Source organism: Weizmannia acidilactici (assembly GCF_008974185.1).
Lineage (GTDB): Bacteria > Bacillota > Bacilli > Bacillales > Bacillaceae_C > Weizmannia > Weizmannia acidilactici.
This window is the reverse complement of record NZ_BKZP01000008.1, coordinates 1-21,859: the sequence shown is the minus strand read 5'-3', so window position 1 is coordinate 21,859 and position 21,859 is coordinate 1. Positions and strand designations below refer to the sequence as shown.

The window sequence follows — 21,859 nt, the reverse complement described above, 5'->3', positions numbered from 1 at the left end:
AAAAACAGTAAATTTTTTCGAATTATTCCGGATTTTTCGCGAAAAATTAACATATGCACTCTATATTACGAATCATTATGCCTTTAGTGGCTTGACATGGAGCTTCTGTGGGCTTAGCTTGATGGCAATGGGGCGAGAAGAAAACAATGCTAACTAGCATACCATGCCCATCACTCCATATCAAGCCGTGTATTGAATATGATACATCTGGAATCATTTGAAAATCACAATCTGAAATAATATTGAAATTCAAAGTAAAGTCTTACAATCTTTTCAAAAACACATAGCTTACTTTATCGTAATCCATTTTTTCATAAAACCGGTGTGCGTCTTTTCTCTGCAGGCCGGATGAGAGGGAAACAATGCCATACCCCTTTTCTTTGGCCCACTGTTCTACATATCCAATCAGCCTGGCCCCGTAACCTTTTGACCGGCATGCTGCATCCGTAACCAGGTCGCACACCCAGATAAACCGTCCGTTGTAAAGGGTCATCATCGGCATAAAACCTGTTACCGCAACGATTTTTCCGCCTTCATATACAGCAAACATTTTATAATTTGCCGATCGGGCTGCTTCTTCGACCAATTGAAGATAGTGCTCCTCATCCAAATGCACGCGCAGCTGTTTCATCACCGGAAAAGCTGATTTCCATTCCTCCCGGTTTGTCAATTCCTTTATTTCCATTTTCAACATCTCCTTTCATACTGGCTCACACTCATTTAATCACAATCTGGTATAATCAAAAGGTCCAGATTCGAATTTTTGATAGGATCCAGTAATGCAGATTGGAGGCAGAAAAATAATTGAATTAACGCCGTTTCTAAACAAAGAAAGCAATATCCCGCTGTATATGCAGCTTGTTGATTTTATCAAGCAGGAAATTTTATCCGGCAACATCCGCCCGGGTGAAAAATTACCGTCCAAACGGAAACTGGCTGAATATCTCGGGTTAAGCATCAATACGATTCAATCGGCCTACGAACAATTGACGGCGGAAAGCTATGCAGAAAGCAGGCCGCGAAAAGGGATATTTGTTGCGGATTTCAAAAATGATCTCCTCCCGGAAACCGTGCTTTTCCATCAACAGTTACATGAAAAAGCCGGCCAAGAAAATGAACAAATCAAAATTGACTTCAATTCCGATACATAGTTGAATAAAATATACTCCAAGTAAAGAACCGTTACAAAAAATGCAAGTTCACCGCTGCCTTCCGGTAATTGGGATGAAAGGTAAACCGGCGCAACAGCTGTAAAGATGAGCAGAAACAACAAATATTTTTTAACAAGGAGAAAATCTTTTTTAACGAGCGGCAGCAACATTCTTCCCACCCCCAATATATGCAAGCATGATGTCCTCAATTGTAGGCCTTTCCATCAGTACGCCAGGCATCCGTTCCAGTACTTCTTTCTTTTGATTTGTGATGCCTTCAAATCCGTCTCCGGTTTGCCGCAGATGCAGAAATTGTTTTCGGGTCTGTTCGTCAATCAGGTGGTTATCTCCTTTTACAAGAGCTGACTGTTTTGTCAATTCGGTAAGCTGGCGGATTTCATTGGCCACGACGGCAAAGCCCCTCCCCTGCTCACGCTGCTTCAATGGAAGCGTTCAAAGACAACAGATTTGTTTTCGTGGAAATTTCGTCAATGACCTGCAACAACTGTTTAATTTTTTCCGTTGTTCCGATAAAAGAGTAAATTGTCCCATTTGTTTCTTTCACAGTTGATTGGATATGATCCATTTTATTTCCGATACGTGATACTTCATCCTGGGCCACCGCAAGCTGCTTGGATGCTGCTTTCTCGAGTTTCCGCAGCGTTTCACTCATTTGCCGGGAAGCATCTTTAGCCACATCCAAATCACTCAATTGCTGGCGGGTGCCTTTCAGCATGACGGCCATTTTACTGCTCACCCGTTCCGCGGAAGCCTCTGTCGAACGGGTCGACTCGTTCAATTGGCGCTGGCTTTCCTGGACATCCGCTGCAGCCCGCTTCACCCGCACCATAATGCCTTCCAAAGAATCGATCATATTGTTAATCCAGATCGCGAGAGACTTTGTTTCATCATTAGGAAATTGATCTGCTTGTAACCGTTTCGTTAAGTCTCCTTCCCCTTTGGCATTCATCCGGATAAATCGGTTGATCATATGAAGGTGATTTTCAAGCGGCTGGAATAATTTCCAGTTGAGGAAACGGCCGGCAAGCAAACTGTACACAGTATTGAATAAAATGAGCCCAATAACACCGGCCAAGCGGGGGAGCAGGCCGAATAATGTTATGTAATAAACCTCATTTAGTATAATAAACCCGATTGTAAGCTGCCGATATAGAAAATTGTATCGCCAGTTCACGCCGTGCATCCGATATACTTCTTCCAAATCCCCTTCACACATCATACCCCAAACATCCGGGCAATGCGGCAGCTGGAATGTCACGCCTTTTCCGATGACCAGATATGCCGGTAATCCGGGTAACCGGGAAACGTTACAAAAAGGTTGCTTCCATTCCGAATTGTATTCATCACACCAGGGTGTAGTTCACCCGTGGCAGGATCGGTAAAAATCAATTCCAGTTCCGTGTGATTTTTCATTTTTACAGTACCGTAAGGAGTCCTAACTCCATCTTTCAAATTATCACCGTGAGTAAACGTTAAATCTTCAAAACGGCTGCTCGATAAGGCCGTCCCCGGTACAATATCAGGATTCAAATTCGATTTGGCCATAAAAATATAATTGTCCCCTGAATCGGGATATACATGACCGGATTCCCTCTGGATCAGGTCCCCAAGCACATCGTTCGGCACCCTGCCGCATAAAGCCCCTTTCCATTTTCCGTTTTCCATGAGCGGCAAAATGAAAAGCAGCGTTATTTCATCGTGAAATTTAGATGTGCTTGGCCCAATTTTCAAAGTCAGTGGATCTGCAAATGGACCATATAGGCAATTCTTTCCCTTTTTGGTTCTTCCAGTCCAGGCTGGCAAGGGGATCTCCCTGCATAGGAAGTGCCGATATGCTGACGATAAGTTGAATATGTAACAACCGACCGTTCATATCCAGCAAGAACAGTTCCGAAAAATCCTGTCCGCGCTTTAAGTATGATGAAAATAAGCGTTCAAGATTCTCATCATTCTTTTCTTCCGTACTGCTTAACTGCTGCTCCATCTTTTCCAATAATGACCAATTTTCTTCCGTCCAGTGGAACAAAAGCTGCTTTCTCGTTTCGGCGATGCCTTCGAAAATTTCTTCTACATCTTCTTTTAAATACTGATTCCGCCGATACGCACGCCAAAGCGGCCATCCCGTTTTCCAACCTAACCATCCAAACATTCGACAACCTCCAACAAGCCTCAACTTTTTATGTGATAAAATATGACATTTTATGTGAGTATATTATGCTATGATTTTATCGATTACTCTATCAATTTATCAAAATTTGTTGTAGAGGTTTTTCTAAAAGTATTCAGTACAGAGGAACAAAAATTACAAAAAGCAGGAATTGCATAATAAATATCGATATGCAAAGATGGGGAAGGATACATGCTTATGGATGATAGAACAACATCCTAATATTTTTTATCTCGCTTTTTTAGCAGCCTGACAGCGTAAGGAGAAAATAATTGGTTTTTCAGGAAAAAGCAAGTACTTAAACGCTCATCTTGAAGTAGAACCCCCAAACTACAAGGAAAAAGTACAGATGAAGTAAAGGATTTAGAATTTATGCTGCCACCCCCATTATCCGCGGGGCATGGGGAGTATTCAGATTGGAAAAAACGGCAGGCTAAAATTCAGTGATGATAAAAATATTGACGCACCAACGCCAAAGGAATATGAGATACATTTCTTGAAGTAAAGTGGAACGGTAAAGTTGATCAAACCTTTTACCATTCTAACATTTTCTGTATCGTTGCAACTTTGATTTTCATGCCGTTTTTTAATGGATCATTTCTTCACAGCATATTTTGTACCTTAGAGAACTGTATAGATGCCTATTTTTAAGGATGCCATATACACTTTACAATGCAGCTTTGGAACCTCTTTTTTCAACGGCATCATTTTCAAGTGCTTTTAATAATTATTTGGCAATTCCGTTTCCCTGCATCTCAAGAATCACGGAAAGCATGAAAAATAAAGCTTTTCCTTATCCGCTAGAAAACGGACCATTCCTACCGGTTTTATGGATCCACATACACGATTAAGGGCTTCTCCCTTTGTGCGGATAAAACGGATTGAGCCGTTTCTTTCAAAGCGCTTGATGGCGGTACTTCATTTGGATATTCCATGAGAGCTGCTTTCGATCATGATTTCATGTATAATCGGCGCATCAGGCGGCTTGGCAAATTTTATTTCCATAATAATGTCCATTATTTATGGCATCGAACGGACAGTATACACAATCAAGAAGCTTAGAATCGCTAAACCGGCTACCATGATTGTTGACCCCAGCCAATTAATATACTTCTATCATTCAAATCTAATTTCCGGTAAAAAACGTATAAAATAAAGCCAATCAGAATCGCAGCGCCCCAACCCAACACGCCTGTTTTGGTTTCTAGACTTTTCCAATCCATAAGCCATAAATACAAAATATACCCATCAGCAGCCGCTAAAGCCGCTGAAAGGATCAACAACCTTTTTTTAACATAATAACCCCCTTACCCAGACTAAAAGCCCAGTTCTGTCGACGTCATTCTCTTACTTATCTTTTTTTGTTTCTTTTCGTATGCTTTAATCAGCTCTTTCTTAAAAGACTACTGCATTGTTCTATTTTTTGTTAGTTTGTATAGAAGCAGGTATTTGCTGATATTTTTCAATAACATCCCACCCCGCTCATCATACGGTTCTACATATGAAAAGATTCATAAGTGGTAAATAAAATGATATTCCAGGAAACCCCACTACCGTCATCATCGAAAGTTGCGACAGATTGGATGATTATATCATTTTAGCTACAAACACAATGGCATACAAAGAAGGAACGATCAATAACAGTGAAGCGAAAGTCCCAGGGTTTTGCTTCCCACCATTGCAACAACGACTTTCCGGAAGTCTTCTTCAGTGCATTTGCCGTCAATCACATCGTCCGTCATGGTAGACAACTGCGGATCAATAAAAATGGACATCAAAATCGTTGCAAAACCATTGACGATGGAAGATAGCGTGACACATGTCGCCCTTAAATCGGGTTCAAGGCTGCCGGCATAAATCGGCGCCAATGAACCGATCATCAACAAAGCGACTGTGACAAAATTATACAGAATAATTTTGACCGGCAATTTCCTGTAACTAAGGTTTAAGATATTTTCTTTTACAGGAACGGCCATACAGTCCTTCATAAAATAAAGGCCGGCTTTTGAAAAACTGTGCATGATCAGTTTTGGAATCGAGCGATCAACAGAAAAATATAAAACGCCCCGGTAAAAAATCCTTTGAAATGTTGGAATCAAAAAAGCGCCTGCAACCGTTGCGATTCCCGATATAATGATAATAAGATTAAAGATATGTAATAAGTTGCTTTCCCCAAGTGTGGTGATCCACATATTTCGTTAAAATCGGGACTTGGAACGTTACTGCGATTCTCGACACCAGCGCCAAAATATTAAAAACAGCAAAAGAAACTGCGATTTTGCCGGTTCTCACCCCTACCATCCTGAGTATTCCAGTGTTCCGACTAATGAAATGATAAAATTCAGGATAAAAACAATCATTATTTGTATATTCATATTTCCTCCAGCAATTCAACATTTGAAAATATTTTCTTTATTTTACCACAAATGATTTTGACGCCAAGTTGTTCTACCCAATCGTAAGCAAAAATTCTTTTTTAAAAAATTTCTGAGGAAAAATGATGAAGATAAGAGATTATTCAAAAATCAGTTCAAAAAATGGCCTTGAAGGTTTAAACCTTCCCCGCCATCCTGATGACTTTTCCATCCATTTCAGGTTTCAACTGTTTCATGCCCATTTTCTGATAAAATGCAACCGCTTGTTTGTTTGTCGGCGAAACTCTCAGATGATACTCATTTACTTTTCTCTTTTTAAAAAAATTCATTGCGTACGCATGCAAAAGGGCACCCAGTCCCAATCCGCGTTTCTCCGGGACAAGGTAATAAAGATTGACATAGCCGATTGGCTTCCCTTCATATTCTTTCACTGTCAGTTCCAGCTGCCCAATTGGAACGGCATTTTCTGCTACAAGCATAAAACCTTCTGGAAATTTTGCTGACTGCTTTTGCAGCCATTCGAGATACTCTTTTTCATCAAAATCTTCATCCGTTCCGAAGCTAACTATAAATGAATCACTCCGGAATGAGAGGATAAATTGAAGATGCTGGTTTACGTTAATCGGAATGAACTCCACTTTCTATCCACTCTTTCAAATTTTTAAGAGCCTTTTGCTATCGAAGTAATCCGTATATAATATCCATCCGGGTCAAATAATCATAAATCTTCTACGCACTATGGTCTTTCAGCCAACTCAGTCTCGATGGAATAATCCTTTTCTATTGAGATCTTGCACATTTTCAATTTTCAGAACAACCTCAACTCCAAAACGGGTTTCTGGCCGGATTCGGAAACTTTAATCGGATGATTTTCAAACAACTTCTGCATTTCCCCAAGGCCTATTGTGACATTTCCTTTTTTAACAGGCGCATATCCGCTTTTGATTTCTTTCGTGTATGAAATTCAAGAACGTCTCTATAAATCGCCAAAGACTTTACTATGTTTTCCACAATTCATTCCTGCTTTCATTTCATATTTATCACCTCCATCTATTCTGAATTATTTTTATTATAAATTAATGTTACATATAATGTAATGAAACATTATCATTCCGATGAAAAAGGATTTACCTTACTTTAGAAGAATAGAATACTATGACAAAATGCATGGGAGCTGGTCAAATGAAGAATGAGATAAAAAGCTGGATAAGATCTTTATTGATTGCCGTGGTGCTGGTTGTGATCGTCAGGGCTTTTCTTTTCGCGCCTTATGTGGTAGAAGGCGAATCGATGGAACCGACACTGCATAATCATGATAAAATTCTTGTCTATAAATTTAACCCGGCTGAAAATTATCAACGGGGAGACATTGTGATCATTAAAGACGGAAAACTATGTAAAGAGAATTATTGGTCTCCCCGGGGAAACCATTCAAGTGAAAAACGATAAACTCTATATTGATGGCAAATTGCACAAAGAACCGTATCTGGCACATAATCTTAAAACAGCCCATAAAGAAGGCAGTAATCTGCAATTTTGGGCTGGTCACTGTACCGGAAAATAAATATTTTGTTATGGGAGATAACAGGTTGTACAGCAAAGACAGCAGAAACGGCCTTGGCTTAATCCCCAAACAGGAGATCGTCGGAAAAACCAAGCTGGTGTTTTTTCCAATTTCGGATATATGAGGCATCAAATAAGCGGCCGTTTTTTACTTTTTTCCGGCTGGAAATATTTCGTAAAATCAGCAGCAAAATTACGGTAATGCACGTACTTGCCAATCCTATGAAATAAAACACATAGGCCGCGAGATTTGTTACCGCAACATGCATCAGGCAGTTGAGGGTTAAGGCACTTCTAATCCCTGTAATCCCCCGCCTTTTTTCTTCTCCGCATCACAACATACAGCAGCAACAATCAACACAATTGATAAAATAAACAAAAAGAATTTGGATCACTCTCTTTCACTATAAATTTTCCAATGCGAACACTTCGCCCGTCGCCGCATCCACGCCATATTCACAATCCAATTTTCCGCATAAAGTATACGTTTGGTTTGAATTGTCAAAAACATAAACAGGCTTCAATGTCATAAATGGAACAAGTTTTTCAAACGCTTCTTCTATTGTGATGATGATCTTACCAGGTGCCTGGAAATGCTCAAACGCTTCCATCAGCGTCAAACTGTCTATATCATTTACAGTTTGAACACTTTTTGCATCGATTATGACTTTCAGCTTTCTTTGTGGTATCCGGCAGACTCTCTGCTTCAAGCCCAGCTCTGCGTGAATGTATCCTTTATCACGTCGCAATGTTCTCAGCACCCATTTCCCGGAATCTTCCGGATACTGGCAGCGCAGGAAGTCCACCACTGCAGAAATGCACTTCCCTTGCAGATCCTTTGTTATAGGTAAAACATCTGGACTTGGCTCGGCCGAAAATGCTTGTTCAGACGTAACTTTTTCCAGTAAATGTACTATTTTCTTTTTGAACGGATGCCTTAAAGGGGCTTTCCATTCAAGAACTTTATTTACTTCAACTGTTGGTTTATCATCCGGAGACGAAAGGATGGATAACCGGCCATTCGCAATATAGACTTCATCCAATCCATAAATGGAAATATAACGTTCCTGCTCGTACAGTGGAATTTCGTACAATTTGACATGTTCTTTTGCCAAATGCTCAATTTCTGCGATTGACATCGAAAATTTTTCTTTTTTTGCTGGCACTTCAGGCGGAAAATACCCGTTGGCGGAAAAAAATATAAGGCGACCTTCTATATCATAGTGAACCTCTATAAATCCGGGAGGCGATGTTTGGATCCTGTTGAAACAACTCCTGAACTCCATCTCCCCTTCTTCCTGCCTTACTAAAGAAAACTGGCTTTCATTAACCATACCTGTCTCTTCTTCAATCCACTTGATAATTTCTTGTGAGCTTTTAAACACTACTCCGTTATCAGCAGAAGTCTTGCCGCCGACAAAGATAACACTTTTAAATCTTCGGCTCTGTACATCCATCTCAATGGCCGCTGTTCCTACCGGATTAAAACCACCATCATATTGATCTGCATGGTTCGGCAACCATTCCATACTTAATGTATACTCTGTCTGATTGAAGATATTTACAGTACGGCTAAAGCTGTATCTTTTCAAAAAATAATTATTCAGGCCGAATTTCTTTTTCGCTATTTCAATAAATTCCTGTGTCCTTGGATCCAATTCCCCACCTCTTTCAAACGTAAAATTAAACCCGATGAATAGATTGTCCCGCCGTACCCAGCCCTATCCTGGGAGTGGGCTATGTTATTAGCGGCGTGACTGACTACTTATATCCAAAACCATACACCTGGTCATATGGTAGGCCAATCCTTTTTGTGATCAAATGCCCATACATACGAAAAGATCATGCCGTATTCGTTGCTTTTTGCAAAAAACTTAAATATTTGCCTCGAATCACAAATCAGACAGTCTCCATATTCCCGGCTGAAATCAAACAAAGGCGCAAGCAAATCCATCATCATGTGGTTGTGAAATAACTTTGATCACGTCATTTTTTCAATTCCTGCCTCATCGTCATTTTACCAACCGCCTGTTAACCGAATATGAATACGAGTTTCATATCCATTCCCCTATCCCATTATCTTAAAAATACTTTTAAAAAATTCAAACATAAAATAGGCTGCGAATCCAAACAGCAAGCATCCCGCTGTAACGGAAACCCATTTAATGATTTTTTTATTCAGCAATGTCCGCGTTTTCGAAATCACCGCCATTAACGTGATATCGTGGAGAGTGATCCCGGTTAAAATCCCTGCTGACGCAAACAAAAAGCCTGAAATGCCGTATACATGCATAGAGTTGGATAAGATGGTGCCAAATATCCCCATCCAAAACATAACGCTTCCGGGAGAAACGGCAACGAAAAAACCGTTTAAGTAAGAAGATTTTAGTGATTTCGTTGGTTGCTCATTTCCCAGGTTTATATCTTTTCCCGCATCTTTAACACTTTCACAACCAATATAAACTAAAAAAACACAACCGGCAAACCACATGATGGTTTGGACAACAGATAGGGATAACAATGGCGCAAAGCCGAAATACAGCAACAGGATGAAAATAAAATCAACTGTCATTCCGCCAAGCCCCACACACCAGCCGTGCAGAAAGCCGTTTTTTAAACCCTGTTTTACCATTTCAATGGTCACGGCGCCAACCGGCAATGCAATACTTAAGCCGAGTAAAATAAAGGTAAAAAAATGTGCACCCATCCGCTTTACCCCCTTAATGGATTTCATAGGCAAGCCATTTTGACTGCTTAGCCCCCATTTTTTCATATAATTTTTGCGCGACCAGATTATCTTTTGCCGTTTCCCACGTCATATTGGCAAAGCCGTTCTCCCTAATGTATGACAGGCATTGTTGAAAAAGCCGCTCCCCTGCTTTTTGTCCTCTTTCGTGCTGTACGACAAAAAGATCATTTAAAATAGCAGCTCCCTTGACTTTTAGTGTGCTGAACGTAAAATACAAAGTCGCAAAACCGATCAATTGTCCATCTTTTTCTGCGACAAACTGCATACCTTTCTCAGTGTGGTCCAGTAATGCATGAATCAGGCTGATGAGATCATCTTCTTTCGGCTGTGGCTGCTTGTAAAAATCTACGATGTATGTTTGCATTAATGCACATAACTGCGGTACATCTTCTTTGGTTGCTTTTCTAATCAGAAAATTTCTCATTTTCCCTCCCCCTTTTTTTATAAATGTTATAATGATCTTAAATTAAATGTATCCCCACTGAAAGGTACAGTTTTTATTTATTTATAGGGACAGTTAGAATGGAGTGCCGTTCATGTTTGAAATCACACCTCATTTAGATCCAAAACATCAAACACCGCTTTATATTCAACTTTACAAATATATTCTTAATGAAATTGAAGCGGACAGGATTCCTCAAGGCACAAAACTGCCATCAATCCGGAAGTTGGCTGCTCATCTTGAACTCGGCAAAAATACTGTTGATGCAGCATACCAGCAATTGGCTGCGGAAGGATATATTGAGAGTAAACCCGGAAGCGGATACTATGTTGCTGATTTGGATCGACAATTATTAACTGTACCGAAACATGGTGCATGCACAATAAACATACCTGAATTGAAGAAACCGCTGCCGAATCATATCCGGTACGATTTTCGCCACGGAAATATTGACACTGACAATTTTCCGTTTGCAGACTGGAAAAAAATAAGCAACCAGGTATTGTTTGAAAAAGATATCTTTTCTTACGGGGACAGGCAGGGTGAGCCGGAGCTGCGTCTGGAAATAGCTAAATATCTATACGAATCAAGAGGCGTTTCCTGTTCACCGGAACAAATCATCATCGGCGGCGGAATTCAGCAGCTGATCAGCCTGCTTTGCTTCATCATTGGAGTGAAAGACAAAGGCATTGCCGTTGAAAATCCAGGTTATGATGGAGCGAGAGCAGTATTTCTCCATCATGGTTTTCAATTAAAGTCTATTGGCATCGATCAATGCGGACTGAAAATAGCAGAATTGGAGCAAAGCCGTGCCCGGTTCGTTTATGTAACGCCCTCCCACCAATTTCCAATGGGAATGATTATGCCGATTGCAAACCGAATGAAATTGCTTCAGTGGGCTAATCGTGTTGACGGATTTATCATTGAAGACGATTATGACAGCGAGTTCCGCTACAGAGGAAAACCGATTCCGGCACTTCAAGGAATTGATCCAAATGGCAGGGTCATTTATCTTGGTACCTTTTCTAAAGCGCTTTTACCCTCGATTAGAGTGGCATATATGGTTTTACCTGAAGCGTTGATCAATAAGTTCAATGAGAACTTCCAATCATATGAGCAGCCGGTCTCTAAAATTCTTCAGAAGACATTGTGCTTATTTATGCGGCAAGGATACTGGCAGAAACATTTAAGGAAAATGAGGCATATTTACCAGAAAAAGCACGAGGTACTGTTCAAGGCTGTACATGAGCACATGGGAAACAATGTTCGCATGATTGGCGAAAACTCCGGGCTGCACGTTATTATGGAAGTAAAGAAAAACGACACGGAAGATTGTTTGATTCAAAAGGCAAGGAATGCTGGCGTCAGAGTATATCCGACATCAAAATATTGGATGAATGGGCGCCAAACGCTGCACCCACAGCTCCTGCTCGGATTTGCCGGGTTAAGCGAAAAAGACATCCAAAGCGGAATAAAAATTTTAAGCGGAGCTTGGTTTTAACAATAATTTTTCAACAATATGCATGCAAAATGATAAAATAGGAAGCGGGGAAAAGGGAATGTATATACCAAAAGCGTTTGAAGTGACAGAAAAAGAGAAATTATATAACTTTATAAAAAACAATAGCTTTGGTATTTTATTTTCGCAGGATGACATCGGCCCGATGGCAACGCACCTGCCTTTTCTTCTTCATGAAAGCGGTCAACTATCCACACATATGGCAAAAGCGAATCCCCATTGGAAAAGTTTAAACGGTAAAGAAGTTTTGGTTGTTTTTCAAGGCCCGCACGCTTATATTTCGCCAACCTGGTATCACGAAGAAATACGGTTCCGACCTCGAATTATGTTGCCGCCCATGTATATGGGACAGTTAAAATTGTAAAATCCAAGGAAGAGACGGTTCATTTAATGGATCAAATGGTCAACTTATATGAATCTGGATTATCTGAGCCTTGGACAGCGCCGTTCGGCACCAAATTTATTGATGGCCTGATGAATGGAATTGTCATGTTGAAAATCACAATAAACAAAGTCGAGGGAAAATGGAAGTTAAACCAAAACCATTCTATTGAAAGACAGCAAAATGTTGTGAATGGTTTACGAATGGCTAAAAAATATCATTTCGTTGAAATCGCAGACTTAATGGAAGAAAACATTCAGTTATGTACTAAATCATGAAAGGGAGAATGAATATGAAATCCATTGATCATTGGAATGCAAAATTATATGATTCAAGGTATGCTTTTGTTTCAAGATACGGAAACAGCTTGGTAGAAAATTATTGGCTCTCTTGGCTCTCCAGCAAGGCGAGAAAATCCTTGACCTTGGCTGCGGGACCGGAGATTTAACCAATACAATCTTTGAAACCGGTGCGAAGATAATTGGTGTAGACAAGTCTGAGAATATGATACAGCAGGCATCCCGCAAATACCCGCATATCCGGTTTTTGATACAAGATGCAACACAGTTAAAATTTGAGAACGAATTTGAGGCGGTTTTCTCCAACGCCGCCCTTCACTGGATAAAGCAGGCAGAAGTGGTGTTGCACGGGATTTATCGCTACTTAAAATGAGGCGGGAGATTTGTGACCGAATTCGGAGGGAAAGGCAATGTCGAAACAATTACGAATACGATTATTCAGCAGATCAAAGTAGCCGGATTTGATTTTAAGGTGGAGCAGTTTCCTTGGTTTTATCCAAGCATCGGCGAATATGCCACATTAATGGAAAAAGCCGGATTCCGAGTCACTTTTGCAATGCACTTTGACCGGCCTACACCCCTGAATGGGGATGAAGGGTTGAAAAACTGGATCACGATGTTTTGTCCCCGACTGTTTGACGGCATCCCTGTACATACAAAGGACGAAATGATTTCGAATACTAAAAAGCAATTGAAAGACGTTTTATTCAAAGACGGACAATGGATTGCGGATTATAAAAGGATACGGGTAAATGGAATCAAACCGTAATAAATTGATTAACATACGATAAGATATAAGATATATTCTTTTTAACGTCATCATTTTCTGCTGAAATATTTAAATCTGTACAGTTTAGCTGGATGTAATATCATCATAATGTTTGACTGTTTCTATATATAGGTATATAATTAATAGCAATTCAATATGTTGTATTTTGGCGCGTGTGTAGTTATAATAATAAACATGTAAGCATCCCTGCTCTTCCAGTTCCCGCCTGCCACCGGACATCCCGGTGAACATCTGCCGCTGTAATTCCATAATGTGTTATTCTCCAACAAGCACACTGTTTCCTAAAAGATACGGGTACAATTTAAAGCAACACTCAACAATTTAAAAAAATACAAAGGGTATAAAAAAGAGGTGATTACAGATGAGAAATAAAATTTTTAACTTCATTATCGACGGGCGATTGATTACGGTTAAGGCGAAATCCGTCAAAGAAGCGAAAGTTAATGCAAAGGAGATCGCCCGCAGCTTAAGGGAAGAAGAAAACATGGGCAACCAATCAGCAATTTGATTGGCTGCCCTTTTTAAATGTTGGGTAAGTGTATTTCCTTGAAACGAGCCATCCGATAAATCAGCTTAAACTTAATAATCCGGCAGCAAAAATAAAAACGAGTGTCAGCGGAAGCATTTCTGATCCCAAGCCTGCCAGCAGCTGAGATACTGGCACTGCTCCGTAAGACGAAAGCGACACCATGCTCATCGTTCTGCCGAGCCTGTTTATTAGAAAGTATTCCTGTTATTTTAGAAATCATAATGACGCTTAATATGCTTAGAAAACCGACAAGGCCTAAAGCCGGCAGTACCGCCCAAAGTTTTGGAATGACGGTCAAGCATAAAATTATCCCTTGCATGGTGACCAGTAGGTAAAAGCTTTTGATTGTTTTAAACTTAATTGCTATTTTGTTAACAAACACCATTCCAAGTACCGATCCAATCCCGAAGGCAGCCATGACAAACCCCATTTCTTCAGGATACACGCCAAATTTTTCTCGCTGTACAGCGGCAAAGCAATCTGCAGTGGCCCTACAACCGCAAGCCCACTGATGAATTCAACAAGGAGAACTGTACTGGGCCACTTTTCCGTCCAAACGTGGTGAAACCCTTCTTTTAAATCCGATAAAAAATGCGGTTTTTTTGTCTCAGTCAATACCGGTTGTTTTATTTTTATCATCATTCCAGTTGCAGCTGCTATAAGGTAGGATGCGGCATTCACTGCAAAACCGGCTTCCAATCCGAGCTTTCTGACGACAACTCCGACAAGCGGCGGACCGATAAAAATGGCGGCCTGTGAAATGGCCTGTACCCATGCGTTCGTCCGTTCCAAAAATTTCCTCTCCACCAATGACGGTACAATTGAGTTAAAAGTGGGATAAAAGAAAACGCTCGCAATACCTGATATAACGAGCAATGTATACAGGATGGGAAATGATATTGCAGCAGAATAAGATAACCCGGCCAGCAGGAACATCACGAAAAAGCAAAAAAAATCCGACACCCAAATCACTTGTTTGGCACTTAGCTGATCCACAGCAACTCCGCCGAACAGCAGCACAACAATGCGCGGAAACATCAAAAAGAACTGGGAAAGCGCCATTTCCGTTCCGCCTCCGCCAAGGCTGGTAATCAAATAAATCAGCGCAATTTGCTGGAATCCGTCTCCAAATGCGGAACTTGACAGGCCGAAGAAAAATAATGGGAAGTTTTTGTTGGAGAAAAGGCTGCTTGGCTTACCCTTCACCATCTCCATGTTTCCCCTTTTCATCATCTCCTGATAATGGATGAAAAAATTGCTAAGTGTAAACAACTTCCTGTCCTCTTCTGTTTTTTCCTGCCGGGCATCCTCTAAAATGACTTGGCTACTCGAGGGGTGTTTCCGGGCAATTTCTTTTTCCGTCAACCACGCCTGTTCCTGTAAAATTTGGAAATCAGGTAATACCCCAATCAATTCGTGGATGCTGTTCATCAAATTCCTGTATGTCTCATGCAGCGCAGATTCATAAAGGGAATGTTCATCCGCTTTTGTAATTTAAGCGCAGGAGAAAGTCGGAAAGAGCGAGCTGCAGCTGTATAATATTTTTCAACGATCGATTTATTGACCACTTCTTTTGTCAGTTCGATGATGCCTGCATCGAGCAGTTCCCTTACATGGAAATGAACTTTCGGCGGTGACTCATCCAAGACTTCGGCAATTTGTTTATTGGTTAATTCTTTGTATAACAACTGCGATAAAATCCGCTGCCTTTACGGGTGGGACAATGCATGCAACTGCTCAGGCGTTTCGATCAGCATTTCGTATTTCACGGCCACTCCCCTTCCACCAAATAAATATTATCGATAAATTATTTTTTATCGATTAAATTTTCTTGTAATTTTTTGCTTTGTCAATTTAATCTAAAAATTTTTATAAAAAATCAAATACTCTTGTATTAAAGCTAGGCACCTCGTGTATTTTTTAAGTAAGTTAAATCGGTTTCAACAATATATGATTAGATATCCTTTGAAAGGGGAATTTGCATGAACAAAGAAATACAAAAAATAGTAATGGTAACCAATAAAAATAAAAAAGGACCATTTTTGTCCGTTTTATAAAACGTGATGCCTGAAAAATCATTCAAAACACGCACAAGTTTTGACTATAACTTTATTATGTAAACATAATGCCTAAAATGGCGCGTGAAATTTCACACGCCATTTTAAATGTAAAATCATTTGAGTCAATGCTGTTTGGTCGGCAGTTTTTCGCTCGGGCTCCCGTTTCCCTGCCGCTTTTTGTTTTGCTCCTGTTTCTTTTGTTGTTCCTGCAGCTTCTGCACATACTCATGCGTATTATCCATCTTTCTGCCTCCTTTCAGTTGGTCCAATTGTTACTTTAACCAATCACGGGGCAGGCATGCATTTTTGTCCGGATAATATGTTGTAATGTGGAATTCAAGACATGAATTCTTTTCTGTTTCCAGTTTTTTCTCTCGAGTCTCTTATAGACATTTCTTTCTGGCCGGACGCTCGTTTTACCCCTTTTCCCGCTTCTTCAGAAACTTTTCTGCCTGTCCAATTGCAGTTTTTGTCTTTTGGCACCAAAAAAGCACATGGCATGCCGAATCCCATGTGCTTGATCAAAACGTTATTTTGACGCAACAGCAACATTGTCCGCGTCTTCTTTCTTGTTCCGGATGGTGGCCTGTGCAGCGGCGAGCCTTGCGAGCGGCACGCGGTACGGCGAGCAGCTGACATAGTTCAAGCCGGTTTTGTAGCAGAATTCGATCGAGCTTTTTTCGCCGCCGTGTTCACCACAGATGCCGGTTTTTAAGCCCGGTTTAGTTTGGCGGCCAAGATTGACGCCGGTTTCGATCAGCTTGCCGACGCCTTCCTGGTCAAGGACGGCAAACGGGTTTTCCGGCAGGACTTTTTGCTCAATGTACTGCTGCAGGAATTTTCCTTCCGCATCGTCGCGGCTGAAGCCGAATGTCGTTTGCGTGAGGTCGTTCGTACCAAACGAGAAGAAATCGGCTTCCTCGGCAATTTGGTCGGCTGTGAGGGCCGCGCGCGGAATTTCGATCATCGTACCGACAGTGTAATGAAAGCTTAGCCCTTTTTCTTCCATCACTTGTTTTGCGACATCGTTCACCAACTTACGCATCCGTTTCAGCTCGTTCATATGGCCGACAAGCGGGATCATGATTTCCGGCTGCACTTGGATCCCTTTTTGTTGTACCGCAGCTGTAGCGTAGAAGATTGCCTTGACCTGCATTTCATAAATTTCAGGGAAAATCATGCCAAGGCGACAGCCGCGGTGTCCGAGCATCGGGTTGAATTCAGCGAGATGCTGGACTTTTTTCAGTAAGTATTCTTTTTCCTTCAGTTCTTCAGAGTCAGGAGCCGTGATTTGCAGTTTCGTTACTTCAACGAGCAGTTCTTCTTTATCCGGCAAAAATTCATGCATTGGCGGGTCCAAAAGGCGGATCGTCACCGGATGGCCGGCCATTTCTTCAAAGATGCCTTCAAAATCGCCCTGCTGCATCGGAAGCAGTTTATCTAAAGCTTTTTCGCGTTCTTCCAGCGTTTCGGCAAGGATCATTTCCTGCACTATCGGCACACGTTTAATATCCATAAACATATGCTCGGTGCGGCAAAGCCCGATGCCGTCAGCGCCGAATTCGAGCGATTTTTTCGCGTCCACCGGGTTATCGGCATTGGCGCGGACGCCGAGGTCGCGTGCCTCATCCGCCCATTCGAGCAGTGTTTTGAATTCACCGGAAAGTTCAGGTTCAATCATCGGCACTTCGCCGAGCATGACTTCGCCTGTCGAACCATCAATGGTGATCACATCGCCGTATCGGACAACCGTATCGCCGACCGAGAATTGTTTCGCTTTCAGATCGATTTTCATTGCTTCGCAGCCGCAGATGCAAGCTTTCCCCATCCCGCGGGCAACGACTGCTGCGTGGCTTGTCATACCTCCACGGCTTGTCACAACCGCCTGCGATGCGACAATGCCGTGGATATCGTCAGGTGTCGTTTCCGGGCGGACTAAAATGACTTTTTTGCCTTCTTTGCTCAATTGTTCCGCCTCATCAGCATCGAACACGACCTGGCCTGTTGCTGCGCCCGGTGAAGCCGGCAGCCCTTTTGCCAAAAGTTTTTTCTCTGCTGATTCATCGATTCTACGGTGCAGCAGCTGATTGAGCTGGTCCGGATCCACGCGTAAAAGCGCTGTCTCTTTATCGAGAATACCTTCTTTCACCATTTCAACGGCTATGCGGATCGCAGCCTGTGCTGTTCTTTTGCCGTTCCGGGTTTGGAGCAAGAAAAGTTTGCCGCGTTCAACCGTAAATTCAATGTCCTGCATATCCTGGTAATGTTCTTCGAGAAGCTGGCTCGTTTTTACGAACTGGCGGTATACTTCCGGCATGTCTTTTGCAAGTACCTGGATCGGATGCGGGGTGCGGATGCCTGCAACGACGTCTTCGCCTTGGGCATTGATCAAGTATTCACCGTACAGCACACGTTCCCCTGTGGACGGGTTCCGTGTAAATGCAACGCCTGTGCCTGAGTCGTCTCCCATATTCCCGAATACCATACTTTGGATATTGACAGCGGTTCCCAAATGGTCCGGAATTTTATTCAGGCGGCGGTACACGATAGCGCGCTGGTTGTTCCATGAATCAAATACAGCATTGATCGCCAAAAACAATTGCGTTTTCGGGTCTTGCGGAAAATCCTGCTTCGCGTGCTTTTTGACGATTTTTTTGTAGCCGTCGATCATTTCCTTCCAGTCATCGGCTGTCATTTCAGGATCCGCTGTGTAGCCTTTTTGCGTGCGCGTATGCTCAAGCAAGTGTTCAAAATAGTACACATCGATTTGCAGCACAACGTCAGAGAACATTTGGATGAAACGGCGGTAAGAATCGTACGCAAACCGCGGGTTATCCGTTAATTTTGCGACCGCTTCCACCGTTTGGTCGTTCATGCCGAGGTTCAACACCGTATCCATCATGCCCGGCATCGAAAAAACCGAGCCGGAGCGGACGGAAACGAGCAGCGGGTTTTCCGTATCGCCCAACTTTTTGCCGGTTTTTTCTTCCAGTTTTGCGAGCGCTTCTTCGATTTGTGATTCTACTTCTTTAGAAATTTTTTTGCCGTTATCATAGTAGTCATTGCATGCCTGTGTTGTAATCGTAAAACCGTACGGAACCGGCAAGCCGATATTTGTCATTTCCGCGAGGTTGGCCCCTTTGCCGCCGAGAAGGTCCCGCATGTTGCTGTTACCTTCATTAAACATATATACGAATTTTGTCATTTTAGCAGCTCCTCTCTATTCTTGAACATTTCAATAATAAGACTTGCTGTTTCTTCCACCGCTTTGTTCGAGACGTCAATAATCGGGCATCTGATTTTTCTCATAATCTTTTCCGCATATGCGAGTTCTTCGTATATCCTGTCGTAGCTGGCGTAATTGACATCCGATTTCAATCCCATTGCCCTGATCCGTTCTTTTCGGATTTCATTCAGTTTTTCAGGTGCAATCATCAGGCCGACGCATTTTTCCCGTGGTATGGTGAACAATTCTTCTGGCGGATCGATTTCCGGTACAATCGGGACATTGGCCACTTTAAAGCTATGGTGCGCCAGATACATGGACAACGGCGTTTTGGATGTCCGGGAAACGCCAAGCAATACAATATCCGCCTTTTTCAACCCGGTTGCATCGCGGCCATCATCGTATTTGACCGCAAATTCGATTGCTTCGATTTTTTTAAAATATTCTTCGTCCAGTTTCCGCATTAACTTTGGGCGGTGGTACGGCTCTTTATGAAACTTTTTCATAAATGCTTCCATGAGCGGGTTCATCAGGTCTACCGCAATAACCCCCTCTTCATCGGCACGCCGGTCCAAATAATCTTTTAATGATGTGACAACGAGCGTATAAGCGATGATGGCGTTCTGCCGTTTTGCCGCTTCGATGACCGGATCGATATCCTCAACTTCCTCCACATGGGGATGCCGCCTGATTTCGATATAACCGCCGTTAAATTGGGCCGCAACGGCTTTGACGACAAATTCGGCCGTTTCCCCAACCGAGTCCGAAATGATATGCACGATTTCTTTTTGTTCCATGTATTGTCCACACCCTTTTTTTGAGGCGACACGATTGCCGATGAGTTGCTCTTTATGTATATTCGTTTTTTCCATTACCCCTCTCGCATTGCCCGATATTATTTTATGCATGGTTCTGAAATTGTGTTATACTCAACGCAAATATAGTATAACACAATTAAGGGGTTCCGTGTACTAATTTGGCAAATTTTTTTCATAAATAAAAATCTGAAAAACTTCGAAACGGCATGCCGGCTTTATTTAGTTATAAATAGTTTAAAAGATTCTTAACGAAGAGTAAATCATTTGGGCTTCCGTTAAGCAATCGTGCGGTTATGCCGCCGGTTCTTCCTCCGGCACCTCCTTTATTTCCCGGATCATGGCACTCCCCATCACGCCAAAAAAGGAGAATACAGCCGGGATTAAAAAGCCGTAATGGTACCCGGTGACTGCGGCAGCTGAATGGAAATGGTCGAGCACTTTACCGAAAAAGCTCGGCAAAAGAACGGCGCTTAAAAAGCCGCCGGTATTGGCAAATCCGGACACGGAACCGACTTCCTTCACTTCGAACGAATGGCGGACCACCGCAAAAGTAAGCGCGCTTGCCCCGTTTCCGTAACCAATAACAAAAAACAAAAGAACGACAAGAAACAAAGGCGGTTTGCCATTGCATAAAAAGAAAACGGACCATGCCAAAAATATGAATAATTGAATGATGAGGTACGGCTTTTTCCTTGAGCCGATCCTGCCGGCAATCCATCCGGTGAGCGGAGCGCCAATGATCGCCCCGATTAGCCCAGTCATGACCAACTGGCTGGCGCCGGACCGCGTCATATCGAATACATGCATCCCGTATGGCACTGCCCATGACCCGATAAACCCGACATATGTGCCGACAATTCCAAAGTGGCATAAAAAAGTAGCCCATGCCTGCCTGCTCGCAAGCACACGGCGCAAAACCGAAAGCATTTTTTCATGCTTATCGTTTGAAGAAGCCTTCTTCGGCTCAGCCCATTTTTTCGGCCGCTGAATCAGCACAACATAAAGCATCACTGCGCTTAAGATCAGGATAATGCCGGTCACAAAAAACGGAGGCCGCCACCCCGCAAGCGATATCCATGCCGTTAATGGAACCGTTGCCAGCAAAGAGCCGACGCTTCCAGTCATGCCGGCATATCCGACAAGGCCGACAAACTCATTAGCATAAAACCACTGGCTTAAAATCAGGACAAGATTGACCCAAATCGTCGCATCGCCCATCCCAGTAAGCAGGCGGGATATGAGCAAAACGGCTTCATTCGGCGCAATGCTGTATAAAAACGTGCCGATCCCGCTGAATAATGTCCCTGTGATTAAAAAAACGTTGGGTCCAAAACGATCGGATAGAATCCCGATTGGAATTTGCAGGCCGGCATAAGCTAAAAACTGCACGCCCGTCAACAAACCGATGACGGATGCTGTAATGTGGAACTCGCTCATCAGCTTATCCGGGATCAACCCCGGCGCTGTCCGCTGGCTGACAATGACCATGTAAGAAAAAAGCACCACGGCGAAAACTGCCCATCTGTATTTGCTTTTCTGTCTGTTCACTCGACTCAACCTCAACTCTATTCAATATAGTCTTCTCTATTATAATCGATTTTTTCGCGGGAAACCGGTAACCAGACAAATTTTTCCGCCTGTAAAAAAGAGCCTGTCCCAAACAACTTCATGTCTAAGTAAACACCACTACATGAAAACGAGTATTGGCCTGTAGCCTAAATGATTTCATTATCGTCAATAATGGAATAAGCAAAAAAACCCTTATTAA

Annotated in this window: 22 protein-coding genes and 3 pseudogenes; 7 read left to right on the top strand and 18 right to left on the bottom strand. The window is 42.3% G+C overall.

Annotation, left to right across the window (positions count from 1 at the left end; translation table 11 throughout):
• Positions 1–262: 262 nt before the first annotated feature.
• Complete coding sequence (locus tag BpJC4_RS05110) at positions 263–685, bottom strand: GNAT family N-acetyltransferase (RefSeq protein WP_151681459.1); 423 nt, start codon at positions 683–685, stop codon at positions 263–265.
• 94 nt (positions 686–779) lie between these two features.
• Here BpJC4_RS05110 and BpJC4_RS05105 point away from each other — a divergent pair, with 94 nt between their 5' ends.
• Positions 780–1,151, top strand: coding sequence for a GntR family transcriptional regulator (locus BpJC4_RS05105; protein ID WP_253693894.1), 372 nt, complete (start codon positions 780–782; stop codon positions 1,149–1,151).
• A 150-nt stretch (positions 1,152–1,301) separates the two neighbouring features.
• On the opposite strand, the pseudogene BpJC4_RS05100 reads toward BpJC4_RS05105, so the two are convergent.
• The 7 genes and pseudogenes from BpJC4_RS05100 to BpJC4_RS05080 all read right to left on the bottom strand — a co-directional run.
• Positions 1,302–1,529 (bottom strand): annotated as a pseudogene (locus tag BpJC4_RS05100) (sodium ABC transporter ATP-binding protein); the annotation flags it as partial.
• A 52-nt stretch (positions 1,530–1,581) separates the two neighbouring features.
• Positions 1,582–2,391, bottom strand: coding sequence for a methyl-accepting chemotaxis protein (locus BpJC4_RS16490; RefSeq protein WP_253693886.1), 810 nt, complete (start codon positions 2,389–2,391; stop codon positions 1,582–1,584).
• A gap of 35 nt (positions 2,392–2,426) precedes the next feature.
• The gene (locus tag BpJC4_RS16485; RefSeq protein WP_253693883.1) at positions 2,427–2,903 is read right to left on the bottom strand and encodes a hypothetical protein; all 477 of its coding nucleotides are present in this window, start codon (positions 2,901–2,903) and stop codon (positions 2,427–2,429) included.
• Positions 2,878–3,321, bottom strand: coding sequence for a hypothetical protein (locus BpJC4_RS16480; protein WP_151705959.1), 444 nt, complete (start codon positions 3,319–3,321; stop codon positions 2,878–2,880). Before BpJC4_RS16480 ends, BpJC4_RS16485 begins: the two co-directional genes overlap by 26 nt.
• Before the next feature lie 1,652 nt (positions 3,322–4,973).
• Positions 4,974–5,531: a lipid II flippase family protein gene (locus BpJC4_RS05085; protein WP_503827277.1), complete on the bottom strand. Its 558-nt coding sequence runs from the start codon at positions 5,529–5,531 to the stop codon at positions 4,974–4,976.
• A complete protein-coding gene (locus BpJC4_RS17305) occupies positions 5,485–5,631 on the bottom strand; it encodes a lipid II flippase family protein (RefSeq protein ID WP_503827276.1) in 147 nt (48 codons plus the stop codon). The genes BpJC4_RS05085 and BpJC4_RS17305 overlap by 47 nt, the downstream gene beginning before the upstream one ends.
• 259 nt (positions 5,632–5,890) lie before the next feature.
• Entirely contained in the window at positions 5,891–6,352 is a 462-nt protein-coding gene (locus tag BpJC4_RS05080) for a GNAT family N-acetyltransferase (protein WP_151681458.1), read from the bottom strand.
• 544 nt (positions 6,353–6,896) lie between these two features.
• On the opposite strand from BpJC4_RS05080, the pseudogene lepB reads away from it, so the two are divergent.
• A pseudogene (gene lepB, locus BpJC4_RS05075) lies at positions 6,897–7,402 on the top strand (signal peptidase I).
• A 279-nt stretch (positions 7,403–7,681) separates the two neighbouring features.
• Here lepB and BpJC4_RS05070 read toward each other — a convergent pair.
• The 3 genes from BpJC4_RS05070 to BpJC4_RS05060 all read right to left on the bottom strand — a co-directional run bounded on the left by BpJC4_RS05070 (position 7,682) and on the right by BpJC4_RS05060 (position 10,450).
• Positions 7,682–8,935, bottom strand: coding sequence for a hypothetical protein (locus BpJC4_RS05070; RefSeq protein WP_151681457.1), 1,254 nt, complete (start codon positions 8,933–8,935; stop codon positions 7,682–7,684).
• Positions 8,936–9,345: 410 nt separating this feature from the next.
• A complete protein-coding gene (locus BpJC4_RS05065; RefSeq protein WP_151681456.1) occupies positions 9,346–9,984 on the bottom strand; it encodes a LysE family translocator in 639 nt (212 codons plus the stop codon).
• Between the two features lie 13 nt (positions 9,985–9,997).
• Positions 9,998–10,450, bottom strand: a complete 453-nt coding sequence (locus BpJC4_RS05060; RefSeq protein WP_151681455.1) for a GNAT family N-acetyltransferase — start codon at positions 10,448–10,450, stop codon at positions 9,998–10,000.
• A gap of 112 nt (positions 10,451–10,562) precedes the next feature.
• Here BpJC4_RS05060 and pdxR point away from each other — a divergent pair, with 112 nt between their 5' ends.
• From pdxR to BpJC4_RS16070, 5 genes and pseudogenes are all read left to right on the top strand, one after another.
• The gene (pdxR, locus tag BpJC4_RS05055) at positions 10,563–11,969 is read left to right on the top strand and encodes a MocR-like pyridoxine biosynthesis transcription factor PdxR (RefSeq protein WP_151681454.1); all 1,407 of its coding nucleotides are present in this window, start codon (positions 10,563–10,565) and stop codon (positions 11,967–11,969) included.
• 22 nt (positions 11,970–11,991) lie between these two features.
• A pseudogene (locus BpJC4_RS05050) lies at positions 11,992–12,647 on the top strand (FMN-binding negative transcriptional regulator).
• Positions 12,648–12,750: 103 nt separating this feature from the next.
• Positions 12,751–13,041, top strand: coding sequence for a class I SAM-dependent methyltransferase (locus tag BpJC4_RS16925; protein WP_308689651.1), 291 nt, complete (start codon positions 12,751–12,753; stop codon positions 13,039–13,041).
• 12 nt (positions 13,042–13,053) lie between these two features.
• Entirely contained in the window at positions 13,054–13,437 is a 384-nt protein-coding gene (locus tag BpJC4_RS16920) for a hypothetical protein (RefSeq protein WP_308689650.1), read from the top strand.
• A gap of 382 nt (positions 13,438–13,819) precedes the next feature.
• Positions 13,820–13,966 carry a hypothetical protein gene (locus BpJC4_RS16070; protein WP_172967494.1) on the top strand — a complete coding sequence of 49 codons (147 nt, stop codon included), beginning with the start codon at positions 13,820–13,822 and terminating at the stop codon, positions 13,964–13,966.
• A 13-nt stretch (positions 13,967–13,979) separates the two neighbouring features.
• Here the strand turns inward: BpJC4_RS16070 and BpJC4_RS05040 are convergent, their stop codons facing one another.
• From BpJC4_RS05040 to BpJC4_RS05010, 7 genes are all read right to left on the bottom strand, one after another.
• Entirely contained in the window at positions 13,980–14,405 is a 426-nt protein-coding gene (locus BpJC4_RS05040) for a hypothetical protein (protein ID WP_151681453.1), read from the bottom strand.
• Positions 14,351–15,418: an MFS transporter gene (locus tag BpJC4_RS05035; RefSeq protein WP_151697602.1), complete on the bottom strand. Its 1,068-nt coding sequence runs from the start codon at positions 15,416–15,418 to the stop codon at positions 14,351–14,353. Before BpJC4_RS05035 ends, BpJC4_RS05040 begins: the two co-directional genes overlap by 55 nt.
• The gene (locus tag BpJC4_RS05030; protein WP_151697601.1) at positions 15,418–15,687 is read right to left on the bottom strand and encodes a winged helix-turn-helix domain-containing protein; all 270 of its coding nucleotides are present in this window, start codon (positions 15,685–15,687) and stop codon (positions 15,418–15,420) included. The genes BpJC4_RS05035 and BpJC4_RS05030 overlap by 1 nt, the downstream gene beginning before the upstream one ends.
• A gap of 482 nt (positions 15,688–16,169) precedes the next feature.
• Complete coding sequence (locus tag BpJC4_RS05025) at positions 16,170–16,289, bottom strand: DUF4023 family protein (protein WP_151681738.1); 120 nt, start codon at positions 16,287–16,289, stop codon at positions 16,170–16,172.
• Between the two features lie 287 nt (positions 16,290–16,576).
• Positions 16,577–19,252, bottom strand: coding sequence for a pyruvate, phosphate dikinase (gene ppdK / locus BpJC4_RS05020; protein ID WP_151681737.1), 2,676 nt, complete (start codon positions 19,250–19,252; stop codon positions 16,577–16,579).
• Positions 19,249–20,070 carry a pyruvate, water dikinase regulatory protein gene (locus BpJC4_RS05015; RefSeq protein ID WP_151681736.1) on the bottom strand — a complete coding sequence of 274 codons (822 nt, stop codon included), beginning with the start codon at positions 20,068–20,070 and terminating at the stop codon, positions 19,249–19,251. Before BpJC4_RS05015 ends, ppdK begins: the two co-directional genes overlap by 4 nt.
• Positions 20,071–20,382: 312 nt before the next feature.
• Positions 20,383–21,639, bottom strand: a complete 1,257-nt coding sequence (locus BpJC4_RS05010; RefSeq protein WP_151681735.1) for an MFS transporter — start codon at positions 21,637–21,639, stop codon at positions 20,383–20,385.
• Between the last annotated feature and the right edge of the window lie 220 nt (positions 21,640–21,859).